Here is a 13305-nt window from a genome sequence, read left to right as displayed (position 1 = left end):
GAGAATTTTTTTGAGACGCTATATTGAAATTTTTGCTTTGTTACTGGCTATGTTCAGTGTAGCCGCCGTGGCACAAGAACCTGTGCCCGATTCGCTTGCACCCCAAGGAATTACTTTTAACGGAATCGTACAGGATTCCTCTTTTGCCGCGGGCGAGAAACTGAATGTTGAAATTCTCGAATCGGGCGAAGCCTTGCAGACAACTGTTGGCACCCCTTTCAGCGTGGTGCTCCCCGAAGATACCCTTTGGAATGTGTGCGTCACGAATTCGGACACAGCGGGTGCCGAAAAAGAAAAATGCTACGAACTCAAGTACGTTGGCGCAGAACGCAGTTTCTCACAGGCACTGGGCGAGGCTTTTGCAGAACCCGATTCTATAGTAGAAGGGGAAGGCCTTCCCCTCGCTGCTGCCGCTGACACGGCATCCGCTACCCCTTCTAGCGGGGGTGGGGACGCCCCGCAACGTCCCGACTCGCTTGCAAAAGATACTTTGGCACAAGATTCCGCGAATAAAGACGTCGACGTCGATGCTCTCCTTGCTGCGGGCGGCAACGAGAAGGTCACCGAGCTCAAGAAGGTCGTGGTGCAGTTGCGTAAGCGCCCCAAGCGTAAACCCGGCGAATCCGTGGTGTCCGCGAAGTCCATCAAGCGCATGCCAGGCCTTGCCGAAGCCGATGTCATCAAGAGCATCCAGGCGCTCCCGGGCGTGGTCGCGAGTTCCGATTTCAGTTCCAAGATTTACGTGCGCGGGGGCGCTGCCGACCAGAACCTGTTCCTGTTCGACAACGCGGTCGTTTATTCGCCGGTGCATTTCTTTGGGCTGTTCAGCACTTTCCTGGTCGAAGGCATCGATGACGTGCAATTCTACAAGAGCGGATTCCCGGCGCAGTACGGTAACCGTCTGAGTTCGGTGCTCAAGATGGATGGCCGCGCAGGTGGTCAGGATGCCGTTGACGAATGGTTCAGCAAGTCGAGCATCAAGATCAGCACCTTTGCGGCCCAGCTCCACACCGAAGGCCATCAGGGCCCTGCCCGCTGGGTGGTGGCGGGTCGAACCACCTACATCGGCTACATGCTGGATTTGATGAATGCCCTCGATATTATCGACCTTGCGCTAGATTACGAATTTACGGACGTGCAGGGTACCTTCATGTACAACTTTACGCAGGATACGCGTATGAAGTTTAGTTTCTACGTGGGTAAGGACCGATTGAGTTTCGACCCCCTCTATATGGATTGGGGTAATGTTGCAATTCCGATTAATATCATGCACCGCATAAATGGTGACTGGGAATACAATGCCACCTTGGCTTTCAGCGAGTTCTATCAGACGATGAAGATTAGCGATCTTATGTCGATTGAAATGTTTCTTTACACTTTTAGCGGAAAGCAGTGGCTGAGCTACCGAGGTATTTCGAATCATACTATCACAATGGGCTATGAACTTGAGTATGACTACGAAAGGTATCAGGAGCAGATGGCGACAATCAGTGCTGCTGATATCCAGAAACCGTTTCACCATGTGGGATATGTGCAGGATGCCTGGAAGTTTGCTCCTGATTACCTGTTGCAATATGGCTTGCGTTTTAACTATCAGACCGCGGCGGAACATTTCGGTGTCGAACCTCGTGCCTCGCTGACTGTGAATCTGGACGATACCAGGACTATTGAGTTTTACGGGGGGTACTATCTGCAGTATCTGAATGCGTTGGTCTATACCGACCAAGAAACCCTGAATGAATTTTATTATCCGGCAACGACAACGACGACTGGCCGCCATATTGATCCTGCCTCTTCGTGGCTATTTGCTGCCGAATATAGCCAGCGTGGGATCATGGAAGATTACGATGCGACCGTAGGTGTATACTACAAGACGCAAAGTAACCTGAATACATTCGTGACGCAACTCGATACCAATGACGAGGCTACGTCGAATGACATGGTTCTAGCGGATCAATTCGGAACTGCGGAAGGCTATTCTTTTGGTTACGAACTTTCGCTGCGCAAAGATAAAGGTTGGTGGTTTGGTGGCATCAACTGGAGCCAGAGCATTAGCGTCGCGAAAACCAATGATGGAACCAAGGCGTATTTCCCAAGCTGGCACCAGCCCTATGCAATCAAATTTGATGCGGGAATCAACTGGAAGGGCGACGAAAATGCTCTCTGGAAACACGAGAAGAAAGGTCGCTATTTCCGGTCGTCCCTAATGTTGAAATATTCGGCGGGCATGCCAATTAATGAATACAAGGGTTACTATGTGTCTCAGGAAATCGGGCGCCAGGAATTTACCGATGATATCGTGGTCATACCGGGTAGCCGCAATGCGGGCCGACAGACCGATTATTTTAGAGTTGATGTCAAGGCAATCGATATCGGTCGCGAGAATAAGTGGAATTTCAGCTGGACAATAATCAATTTGACTGATCACGACAACATGTTCTACACATTCTATGATACCAGTAAGAACCCGCCAGAGAAGACTTCTATTTCGCAGTTTCCCTTTTTGCCAATCATGCTGAATTATGAGTACTACTTCTAGTCGAAAGAGAACTTTTGTGTCATGTACGCTACTGGGGGCTTTTTTGCTTGCAGCGTGCGATTTTCATGGACCATGGGAGTATTATCCCGAAGAGCGGGATATTTATACGGGTATCTATACCTATGGTTATATCCTTGCCGATGACGAGGCGAACATCTGTTTTTCGAAAGTCTATGAATTGGATGAATCTTCGGCAGAAAGGTTCGCTTTCTATGACAGTGCCCTGGTCACGGTGAATGGACGCTTTCTCTATGGGAATAGGGTCGACCGTGAAGTAGATACGACGATAAGCCTCTATTCGGACGGTTCCAGGCCGAATTGCTTCCGTAGTGGAAACTTTTGGGGTATTTCTGGTGAGTCATATACGATGCAGGCCTATTTTGAATGGGATAGCTTGGGTAACAGGGTGCAGTCCAAATTCAAGGCGGTGGCGAATATTCCGAATCCAGTGAGGGTCAAGGGACTGAATGTTCCTTTGCAGGATGGATCGTATGAATGGACGGAATACGATGCTGCAAAGAAATTTAAGATAAAATTTCTGGAATTCCCGATGGACATGGAATTCGTGAAATGCGCCATGGACTATGACAAGACTGTCCGCGGAGTGGTTTCGGTATTGAATTATGATATCAACAATGGAGAGTCGGTAAAGACGACTTTCAATGATATGCTTTCGGGATTGATGGAAGAAGATTCGTTGGGGTATAGGGGTATTTCTATGCATGACCCTCTAGAAAGAATGCAGAATCTTGGATATACGATGAATCGCTGGGTGGCAGGTTTCAATGTGCTCGATACGCTTTACCTAATGAACATGATGATGCCGTTGGGGGATATCTCTGTGGATTTTTATGCGACGGATGCTGCCTATATTGATTATATAGACAAGGTGAAGGAATCCGTGAACGATTCGCGCATTATTCCAGAATCCAATATCGAAAATGGCATAGGCGTGTTTAGCGGAATGGCGAAAACGAGGATTAGCTTGACCATTGTCGGCGATGGCGTGAGTATGGATCATATTGCATGGTCTAATTGTGACTATACGGGCGGAATGGATGATAAAAGCTGGGAAACCCGCGGATGTCGCCTTTATCAGGATGTGGCCTGCTCAGGAATGCCTGCTGAAGAAATAGATCTATATGGATTGCTTGCGGCTAATGAACATGCTATCGAATATTACAGGGATTCGATTTTTAACCGAAATCTCAAAACCTGCTATCCGTCAAATGTCAAGGCCGCCATGATGCTCGATACTACGAAATGGTCGCTATTCTTGCCCGATTCCATTAGCGAAAAGGATAAATCCGAGGCTTATGCCGATGGATTGAAACGTTACTGTGTCGCCAGTAATTTTGAAAACAACAAGATTGCCGATTGTTACGGCATGTATCAGCAATGTATTGTGTCTAAAGAAGAAAATAGTTGCAAGGATTACCTGTGGAACTGGTGCGCTGATCGGAATTGGGATTTTTCCTATGAGCAGTGCCTGTCCGCATTTGTGAGTCGCTATTACCTTGAAGAGCAGAAGTCCAGTATTATTCTTAAGCAGGTCCAGAATATATGCCGCTATTCCCGTTCAAAATTGCCGGCCTGCGAAAACTGGTGTAAGGAGCGTGATGGTCTAATGGAATGTGAATAAATTATTGATCCGAGTGACATTGTTTACATGTTCAAGTGTTCTAATTATATATTTTGATATCCAATCAATTGCGAAATTATTATGAAGAAAATGAAATTATTGCCTATTACTTTTTTGATAATGACTCTTTCGGGGGTGGCGTTTGCCGACCGCGATGCTGAAATTCGCGACTTGAAGCTCGAAAAAGACAAGCTGAATTCTGAAATCCAGAAATTGAACCGCCAGATTGCCTCGACCGATTCGATGCTCAAGGCGGACGATTCTCGCTACAAGACTCTGCAGGCCCGCTACAAGGCCGACACGGAACGCCGTCGTAGCGAAATCGATACCTTGAATGCGAAAATCAAGAACGTGGCCGCCGAACTCCAGACAGAGCGTGGCAAGCAGGCCCGCGCCAAAAACAAGAGCGACAATGTAGCCGCCAAGCGCAAGGCCCTGCGCGAAGAACTCGCTGGCATTAGCAAGCGTTTAGAGGCGCAAGTCGCGCAGACGCTCCCGTGGGAACGCGAAAGCAGGCTTGACCGCGTCAAATCGCTTACCCGCGATATCGAAAGCGGTAACGCGAGCGAAGAAGAAGCCTTTTCTCGCCTCAAGTCGCTCGTTGCCGAAGAAACCAAGTTCGGCGATGAAGTGGCAATCATCAACAGCCCGCTGACCCGTAAAGACGGCGAACTCATTAATGCGGCGATTCTGCGCATTGGTAACCAGTGGATGGTTTACAGCGACGATAACGGTACCGTATTCGGCGTACTTGTTCGCAAGATGGTGGACGGCAAGATTGTTTACGAATGGAACGAAGACTTGAATTTGGAAGAACGTGCTGCGGTAAAGCTCGCGCTCGACGTGAAGCAGGCGAAAAAGCCGCCTCAGGTCGTGAAGCTGCCCGTAAGCCTTTCTGTGGTGGGGGGTGAAAGATAATGTTTAATGTGAAAATGTGTAATGGTGTCATCCTGAGCTATACGAAACTAAGAACTTTAGTTCTAAAGTTGAGTTATCCACTTTGTGGAGAAGCCCGTCAGGGCGCAGTCGAAGGATCTAGAGCATTTTTGTTTGCGTCAATCCTTTTCCTCTCGGCCTCCTCCGCTTTTGCATGGCCGTGGTCTGGCTCGGGCGAAAGCAAGGCTTCTGCCGAAGACCAGGCACGAATCAAGGATTCCCTGCAGACTGAAGAAGTTCGCAACTTGCAGCGCGAAGTAGAAACTTTGACCCGCATTCGCCTGCAGAAGGCGGATTCACTTGAAAAGCTTGAAGCCGAACACTGGCGCAAGCGTTATGCCGAATCCCAGTTGACCGAAGAACATCAGGCCGCCTCGCGCGAACTGGATGCCCGCTATTCCAAGCTCTCGACCGATCTTGGCCGCGTGAGCGAAGAAGTGGCGGCAAGCAAGAGCCTGACCGAAGAAGCCGAAGAGCGTGCGCAGTCCGAAGAATCTGCCTACGATGCGTTGAATACGCAGGTGAAACTTTCGATTGACAAGACGCTTGGCGATGCCATGGGCGATTACCCGGTGGGCATGAACGGTCGCCTGATTCGCCTGAAGCAAGCCTCTAACGAAGCCGAAAAGGCGACGCCGAATACGATTGGTGCGGTGCAGAGCTACATGGACGATTTGCTGATTCGCCATGAACTAACTTATACGCAGTTCTATGGCCGCGAAACTTCGCAGGTGGGGAGCCGCCCCGATGTGAACGTGAACCGCTTGCGCCTGGGTACCGTGTTTCTCGGCGAAGTCGCACAAGATAACGGTGACGTGCAGGCATTGCTGCGCTCTGGCGCCTTGCAGGGCAAGGTGTTCGAATGGAATGCGACGCTCCCGCCCGAAATGGCCGGAAACGTGAAGCAGGCCGTGGTGCAGGCCGGTTCCGCTGGCGAAAATGCGACGCCGACGGTCGTGATTCCGCTGGATGTGCTCCAGAATAAGGCCATCAAGAATGCGATTACCGACACCAAGGAACTCACGATGACCGAAAAGTTCAAGGAGTTCTTCAAGAAGGGCGGCATCGTGATGTACCCGCTCATGTTGGTGGCGATTTTTGCGTTGCTCCTTTGCCTGGAACGTTTCTTGGTGCTGACTTTTCGCGGACATTTGGGCCGCCGCTTCCTCAAAAAGTTGAATGCACTCGTGAAGGAATCCCGCTACGAAGATGCCGCAAACCTTTGCCTGAAAAAGGAAACGAGCCTTTCGCTGGTGCTTTTTGCGGTGCTGAACCGCGCCCGCGACAAGCGTGAAGATGCCGAACGCTCGCTGCAAGAAGCGATGTTGCGTGAACAGCCGAAATTGGAACGCCGCATGGGCCTCTTGGCTGCCATGGGGGCGATTGCCCCGCTGCTTGGCTTGCTCGGAACGGTGACCGGTATCATTACGCTCTTTACCGTGATTACCGAAGTCGGTACGAACGACGCCCGCGTTTTGGCTGGCGGTATTTCCGAAGCCTTGGTGACTACGGAAACGGGCCTTGTGATTGCCATTCCGGTGATGATTTTGCATGGCCTTTTGAGCGAAAAGATTGAAAAGGTTACGAGCGAAATGTATGTGCAGAGTACCTCGCTGTTGAACAGAATTTTCGGGAAGAAGGATTAAACGTCATTGCGGACGAAACAATAAACGTCATTGCGAGCGAAGCAATCTATGAGCAATACGCATTACATATTCCTGGAATCTCTGCAGAACACTTACCAGGCGGGTGGCGTGGTCATGCTCCCGATTCTCTTGGCAGGCGTTATCGGATTCTACTTCCTGTTTTCGAGCTGGTTCCGTATCGGGAGTGACTTCTTCCGTGCCGACATCCACAGGGTCATCAAGCGCATGCGTCTTGACTTGAACGGCGGTAACGAAGAATACGAAAAGAATGCCGAACCCCCGAGCGTCGAGAAGGCATTACGCAGGCTCCGCAAGCGTGGCGGACTTTTGGGTCGCGAATTGAGCTATGCGATTGATGTGGCAAAGGAAAATCCCGAAGGATTCCGCGACTATATGCAAGTGCGCCTCGCCAAGACGGTACGCTACATGGAGCAAGGAAACCACATTGTGTCGGTGATGGCCTCGGCAGCACCGCTCCTGGGACTCCTTGGAACCGTGACGGGCATGGTCTCGACCTTCGAAGTGATTACGCTTTACGGAAACCAGAACCCGGTGCTCATGGCCGATGGAATTTCTGAAGCGTTAATCTCAACGCAGAGTGGCTTGCTTGTCGCATTCCCGCTTACGCTCTTGAAACAGCGCCTGGATGAACGTGTTGAAATTTTGCGCCAGAAGATGGAACTCGGCGCGACTGTGATTGAAAACTATTTTGTGGAAAAGGCTGAAGGCTAATACGTCATTGCGAGGCGCGAAGCGACGAAGCAATCCAAGGACGAAGGATTTATTATGGAATTCAACTTACCGAGAAGAAAGCAAAAAGACATGGGCATCGAAATGGGCCCGCTGATGGATATCGTGTTCATCTTGCTCATTTTCTTTGTGGTGACGTCTTCGTTTACGCGTGAAACGGGTGTCGACGTGACTAAGCCGCAGGCACAGTCTGCAAGCCAGCTCGAAAAAGAGAACTTGCTGATTGCCATTACCCGCGAAGGCACGATTCACATGAATGAACGCCAAGTAGATCTTGCGAGCTTGCAGGATATCTTGAAGCAGTCGCTTGCAAAGGCTCCGGATCGCGAGGCGGTGGTGATTGCCGACAAGGGGGCTGAAACGGGCGTGTTGGTGCAGGTGATTGACATGTGCAACTTGGCTGGAGTAAAAAAGGTCTCGATCGCGGCTCAGGCGGAGTGACACGTAGTGTCATCCTGAGCAAGCGTAGCGCGTCGAAGGATCTAGGACTTTGTAATGTTAAGATTGTTAAAGAAATTATTTAAGCGTTTTAGCATTTTGCTCGCGGCGGTTCTCGCGAGTATGCTTCTCGTGTTCTCGGTGACGATGGCCAACTTGTTCTTGAGCGGCAAGGTGTTTCACGAAAAGAAATACAACAAGACCGAAATCGCAATCAAGAAAGTAGACGAAGTCGAGAAAAAGGTGGAAAAGAAAAAGCCCGCACGCAAGCCGAATCGCATGAAGTCGAATTCCCGCTCGCCCAAGGCGGGTCCGCGCTTTGCGATGAACTTGGGGGCTGCCTCAGGTAACGGTGGCGCAGCCGTCAGCCGCGACTTGGTGGCCGATTTCCGTGGCGGCGCGCTTTCAACCGATAAAGGCGATGTGGACAAGAAACCCGAAAGCCGCAGCATGGCGAATTTCCAGGTGCCGCCCAAGATTCGCGACAACGAAATCGATGCGACGCTCCGACTCAGTTTTTGCGTCGATGTCAGCGGCAAGGCGTACGACATCAAGGTCCTTGAAGAATCGCCTGCAGGCTCTGGCCTTGCGCAGGCCGGTCGAGAGGCTCTTGGGCGCATGACGTTTAGCCCTGCAGAAAAGGCGGGCAAGGCGGTGCCCTTCTGTGGCATGGAACAACCGTTCGAAGTGAAGTTTAGGGACTGATGCGATGTGTAGTGTGTAATGTGGAATGGAAAGTAATGTATGGTGTCATCCTGAGCGGAGTCACGAAGTGACGTAGTCGAAGGATCCAATGGAATTTATGAATTTGTTCAAATTGATAAATATTTTTTATGAATTGAGACGAGGCTTGCGTGGGCATCTCACTGCCTATAATTCTCGTAGTCTCGTTGCCCGCGGTTCCTTGCTAGTCGCCTTACTCTTCGCAATACCTGCTTTCGCAGCGCAGTCCGCGTATGATTTGATGGAACGTGCGAATGCCCTTTACCGCGATGGAAAATTCAAGCAGGCCATTACGCTTTACCGCAAGGCGGAATCTCGCGGCGCGGACCCCGTCGCGACCAGTTTCAACATCGCGAACAGCTATTACCAGCTAGAAAAGTTGCCCGAAGCCGCCGCCACTTACCGCAAGGCAATCGACTTTTCGAACGGAGCGTTTTCGCCAGCACTCTTCAACATGGCGAGCGTGTATTTTAGACTCAAGCAGTATCCGGAATGCGTGGCGGCGTATCACCGCGCGTTGAAACTGGAACCGGAAAATGTTTCCGGTTGGCTTTACTTAGGCGAAGCCTACAGTAAAACCGGCGACGCGGTCGGCGCCTTGCGTGCCATTGAAAAGGCGTACCAGCTCGACAAAGAAGATATCAGTATCGTGTACCAGCTTTCCGAAGCGAACATCTCGCTCAACGATTTTGAACGCGCCGTTGCCGTGATCCGCGAAGGCTATGCCGCCCACCCCGAAGAAATCGACTTCTTGGTTTACCTGGGTGATGTTTACCGTCTGAACAAACAGTACGAAGAAAGTGCTGCCGCCTACCGCGAAGCATTGGGAGTTCGTCCTGATGATCCGGCGACCATGTACAAACTCGCCGATGTTCTCGCCGAAGACAACAAACCCTTCGTGGCGATGGATGTGCTCAACAATCTCACTCAAATCAAGCCCGACTTTAGCGATGCCGCCATCTTCCTCGGGAACCTAGCTTACGACGCCAAATTCCTCGACCGCGCCGAATCCGCCTACGAGCTTGCCGCAAAGCAGGGTAACGCCGAAGCCGTTTTCGGCTACAAGAACATGGCCTACGATGCCCATGCTCAAAAGCGCGATGACGAAGCCTTGCGCTTGCTGCGTGCCGCCCTGGGCTACTTCCCGGACGATGTCACCTTGCAGGCCGACATTCTAGAGTTTGAGAGAAAGTAGCGCAAGTTTTTTCTAGATTTGCCCCCAATATGCTATTTTCAGAACTTCCCTTGGCAAATCCCCTGCAGCGAGCGGTTCGTGCCGTTGGCTATGAAACTCCAACACCGATTCAGGAACGGTCTATCCCAAGCCTCTTGGAAGGCAAGGACCTGTTGGGAATCGCTCAGACAGGAACGGGCAAGACGGCTGCTTTTGCGCTCCCGATTCTGCAACGCCTGCTTGATTCAGGGAAGTTCCGTGCTCCCAAGACGTGCCGTGCACTCATCTTACTCCCGACTCGCGAACTCGCTATTCAGGTGGAGGAATGCTTCAAGCAGTATGCCCAGTTTACGGCGATTTCGACGGCATGCATTTTCGGTGGCGTTAGCGATGTCAGCCAGAAACGCAACTTGATTCGCGGCGTAGACGTTTTGGTGGCAACGCCGGGTCGCCTGCTCGATCTCATCAATCAGAAGGCGGTTTCGCTCAAGGCCCTCGAGTTCTTCGTGCTCGACGAAGCTGACCGCATGCTCGACATGGGATTCATCCACGATATCCGCAAGGTGGTGGCGCTGCTGCCGCAGAACCGCCAGAATCTGTTCTTCAGCGCGACCATGCCCGAAGACATCACGAAGCTTGCCGCAACCATTCTGCGCCCGAATCCGGTGAGGGTCGAGGTGGCTCCGCAGAGCACGCCGATTGAACGCATCCATCAGGAACTTTACCGCATCGACAAGCGCCGCAAGGGGGCTCTTCTTAAGGAACTGTTGCTTGCGCACCCCGAAATGAAGAAGGTGCTTGTGTTCAGCCGCACCAAGCATGGCGCCGACAAGATAACCCGCGTGCTTGAAAAGGCGGGCATCAAGTGTGCTGCCATTCATGGCAACAAGAGCCAGAACCGCAGGCAGGAGGCCTTGGGCAACTTCAAGTGCGAACAGATCCGCGTGCTCGTTGCAACGGATATCGCTGCCCGCGGAATCGATGTGGACGACGTGTCGCACGTGTTCAACTACGACTTGCCCGATGTCCCGGAAACCTTCGTGCACCGCATCGGACGCACGGCCCGCGCAGGCAAGGACGGCATCGCCATCTCCTTCTGCGCCCCTGATGAAGAACAGGACCTGCGCGCTATCGAAAAGCTGACCCGAATCAGCATCCCCGAAGGCGACAAGGCGATTTTCGAAAAGCTTCCGCCGCCGCAGAAGGAAACTCCCGAAAGCGAGATGCGCAATGCCCGTGGCCGCGGGTTCCCGCGCCGGGGCAATCCGCATGATTCCCGCCATAGTGACAGGCGCGAAAGCCGAAACGGCTTGAAGCCTGAGCAGCAGGGCTCTGCACCGCAGCAGTCCGCGCCCAAGGCGCAGAACAAGCAGAAACACGAAAAGCGCCCCGCACAGAATGGCGGAAGCGTTCAAAATGCGAATCGTGAAAGTCTTGGAAATGTCATGCACCAGGAAGGTCGCCGGACTATCGGCAAGAACCGCCCCGGTTCTCGCGCACGCAAGCGCATGCGCGAAGCGGCTGCCAAGGCAGCCGCTGCAAAGCAAAACATTTAATATTTAGCGGAAATTCGGGTTAATCCGCCTGGTAGATGAACCAGCTCCAAGTAATTTTCGCCTTTTCGCCTTCGCTTGTAACAGACTTCTCCGAGTTTTCTGCAACCCATCCGAGATTTTTGACGGATACGCAAAGGGACTGGTCCAGAAGGTCCTCGTCGTCGTAATAGTCGTCGTGTTCGTTCTTGTCGCGGAGAATGGGGCAGATTTCAATGGCGTCGATGCCGCGGGGCAGCTGGACTGCAACCTTCTTCTTGCCTTTCCATTCCTTGACATCGAGCGTGTCCAGCGCAATGGCGGAGTACGGGTCGTATTCGGACGGCTCTAGGTTGATGTAGGACTTGACTAGGAATCGGATTTCGGGATCACCAATGTCCTCGTCTTCGCTGATAGACTTGACTGTCTGCTTGTAGCTGGTGAGCGTAATGCCCAGCATCTTGTTCATAAGCAGGTAGTTGATTTTCGGGTCTTCATTCTTGCCGATGAACCTACCCTTGTTGTCGTAGTTGTCTTCGTCCTTGACCATCTTGATGATGGTCTTTACGTCAAGAACGGTGTCCGTGTCGCTGCCCTTTCCGAACAAATTCAAGAAATTGTCGCAGCGTTTCTTGCTGTCCTTGACGAATAGTTTTGTTTCCTGGTAGCAAGTGTAGTTGTCGACATTTGCGCGCTGTGCGTCGAGAGAGTCAAATGTTGCGTCTAGATCAAACGAAACGGTGGGTTGCTTCTCGTTTTCCACATCCATGGGGTTGTCGCCGCAGGCCATCAACTGGAAAGAAGCCAGGGCGAAAAGCGTTACGATAGCTGATTTCAACATAAATTTCTGGTACATGATGAACCTCTCTACCTAATGCTAAAGTCCAGGAATACGCGCCAGGTCGGGTGGCTGTCGTGACCGATGTGGTTGTATCGGTGGTTGGTATTCTGCGATGTTCCACCGATGGCGAACATCTGGAATTCGATAGAAACAAGCCTGCTTTCAATGCCGAGACCAATCCAGCTGTTGAATTCCCAGTCGTCCATATAGAAGAATTTCTTGGTTTGGTGACTTTCGTAAACCGGGAAGGGGTTCTTGCCTTCGGCTTCGATCAGCTCAAGTTCCTTTTGGAGCTTCTTGTCCTTAGTGTATAAATAGAGTCTGTTTTCGGTATCGACCATTTCGTAAATGGGTTTAGTGAGACCAAGGGTAAGACCTGTATACAAGTAAGTTGTGGTTCCTTTGATGTGGTAGCCGAATTTGCCTGTGAGTGGCATGTCGAGGGCGAAGTTGTGGTATTTGCGATCAATGTTATGGACTAGTGTGTATTTTTCGCCGGCATCAGTCTTTCCGTCGGTGGAGCTGTAGTCAAAGTTCCAGCGGGAATACCTGTAAAGGGCGCCCGCTCTTCCCTGAATGCCCAGGTAGTTGCCGAAATAGCGCCTGTAGAAGTAGTACATGCCAATTCCCGTTCCCCAGTCGACGTCATGGTGCATGTGACCGTAGCTCTTGTCGTTGTAAGAGGCGTCGGCGAGTGTGAGGCCGTGGTGAAGCGTCTTGGAGCGTTTCTTGGCGTTGCGCTTTGTTTTTGCGAGGTATTCTTCGTAGGTAATCTTGTTCCGCGGCTTCTTGGGTGCGGCGGAATCGGCGGCTGCGGCGACTGTGGAATCGGTAGCGATTGAATCCTGGATTGCTGCTGTCGTATCTGAAGTCGTAGCGTTCGATGTCGCTGAATCGGCTGGTACACTTGTCTGGTCCGAAACGGCTGTCTGCGAAGAATCAATGGCGGCACTTGCGGAATCGGCGGGCTGTGCTTGTGCAAACACGGCCACTGCAGCAAGGCTTGCGATGGTCAATAACTTCTGTATCGTCGTCATGGTATTACGAAATACTCCCAAAATAAGGCTTCCCTTTGTAAAAATAA

At 51.5% G+C, this 13305-nt stretch carries 11 protein-coding genes; 9 read left to right on the top strand and 2 right to left on the bottom strand.

The window, feature by feature from the left end:
* Positions 1-37 precede the first annotated feature (37 nt).
* The 9 genes from Q0628_RS01025 (at position 38) to Q0628_RS00985 (ending at position 11404) form a co-directional block, all read left to right on the top strand.
* Positions 38-2539: a TonB-dependent siderophore receptor gene (locus Q0628_RS01025; RefSeq protein WP_298767686.1), complete on the top strand. Its 2502-nt coding sequence runs from the start codon at positions 38-40 to the stop codon at positions 2537-2539.
* A 43-nt stretch (positions 2540-2582) separates the two neighbouring features.
* Positions 2583-4181, top strand: a complete 1599-nt coding sequence (locus tag Q0628_RS01020; protein WP_298767684.1) for a hypothetical protein — start codon at positions 2583-2585, stop codon at positions 4179-4181.
* Between the two features lie 120 nt (positions 4182-4301).
* A complete protein-coding gene (locus Q0628_RS01015; RefSeq protein ID WP_298767682.1) occupies positions 4302-5099 on the top strand; it encodes a DUF3450 family protein in 798 nt (265 codons plus the stop codon).
* Positions 5100-5167: 68 nt separating this feature from the next.
* Positions 5168-6763, top strand: coding sequence for a MotA/TolQ/ExbB proton channel family protein (locus Q0628_RS01010; protein ID WP_298767680.1), 1596 nt, complete (start codon positions 5168-5170; stop codon positions 6761-6763).
* A 48-nt stretch (positions 6764-6811) separates the two neighbouring features.
* Positions 6812-7495, top strand: coding sequence for a MotA/TolQ/ExbB proton channel family protein (locus Q0628_RS01005; RefSeq protein ID WP_073056660.1), 684 nt, complete (start codon positions 6812-6814; stop codon positions 7493-7495).
* A gap of 54 nt (positions 7496-7549) precedes the next feature.
* Positions 7550-7954 (top strand): biopolymer transporter ExbD, encoded by a 405-nt coding sequence (locus Q0628_RS01000; RefSeq protein ID WP_072798016.1) that lies wholly within the window; start codon positions 7550-7552, stop codon positions 7952-7954.
* A gap of 54 nt (positions 7955-8008) precedes the next feature.
* Positions 8009-8656 (top strand): energy transducer TonB, encoded by a 648-nt coding sequence (locus tag Q0628_RS00995; RefSeq protein ID WP_298767677.1) that lies wholly within the window; start codon positions 8009-8011, stop codon positions 8654-8656.
* Between the two features lie 133 nt (positions 8657-8789).
* Positions 8790-9869, top strand: a complete 1080-nt coding sequence (locus Q0628_RS00990) for a tetratricopeptide repeat protein (RefSeq protein ID WP_298767675.1) — start codon at positions 8790-8792, stop codon at positions 9867-9869.
* A 29-nt stretch (positions 9870-9898) separates the two neighbouring features.
* Complete coding sequence (locus tag Q0628_RS00985) at positions 9899-11404, top strand: DEAD/DEAH box helicase (RefSeq protein WP_298767673.1); 1506 nt, start codon at positions 9899-9901, stop codon at positions 11402-11404.
* Positions 11405-11423: 19 nt separating this feature from the next.
* On the opposite strand, the gene Q0628_RS00980 is transcribed toward Q0628_RS00985, so the two are convergent.
* Positions 11424-12236 (bottom strand): hypothetical protein, encoded by an 813-nt coding sequence (locus Q0628_RS00980; RefSeq protein WP_298767671.1) that lies wholly within the window; start codon positions 12234-12236, stop codon positions 11424-11426.
* A gap of 11 nt (positions 12237-12247) precedes the next feature.
* Positions 12248-13258, bottom strand: coding sequence for a hypothetical protein (locus Q0628_RS00975; RefSeq protein WP_298767669.1), 1011 nt, complete (start codon positions 13256-13258; stop codon positions 12248-12250).
* Positions 13259-13305 lie beyond the last annotated feature (47 nt).

The sequence above is a fragment of the uncultured Fibrobacter sp. genome (assembly GCF_937877005.1).
Lineage (GTDB): Bacteria > Fibrobacterota > Fibrobacteria > Fibrobacterales > Fibrobacteraceae > Fibrobacter.
Note: the sequence above shows the minus strand (reverse complement) of the source record. Positions and strands in the feature narration are given on the sequence as shown.

Coding starts and splice junctions, on each gene's coding strand:
- Q0628_RS01015 (WP_298767682.1), top strand. CDS start 4,302: ATGACTCTTTCGGGGGTGGCGTTTGCCGACCGCGATGCTGAAATTCGC.
- Q0628_RS01005 (WP_073056660.1), top strand. CDS start 6,812: ATGAGCAATACGCATTACATATTCCTGGAATCTCTGCAGAACACTTAC.
- Q0628_RS01000 (WP_072798016.1), top strand. CDS start 7,550: ATGGAATTCAACTTACCGAGAAGAAAGCAAAAAGACATGGGCATCGAA.
- Q0628_RS00995 (WP_298767677.1), top strand. CDS start 8,009: ATGTTAAGATTGTTAAAGAAATTATTTAAGCGTTTTAGCATTTTGCTC.
- Q0628_RS00985 (WP_298767673.1), top strand. CDS start 9,899: ATGCTATTTTCAGAACTTCCCTTGGCAAATCCCCTGCAGCGAGCGGTT.
- Q0628_RS00980 (WP_298767671.1), bottom strand. CDS start 12,236: ATGTACCAGAAATTTATGTTGAAATCAGCTATCGTAACGCTTTTCGCC.
- Q0628_RS00975 (WP_298767669.1), bottom strand. CDS start 13,258: ATGACGACGATACAGAAGTTATTGACCATCGCAAGCCTTGCTGCAGTG.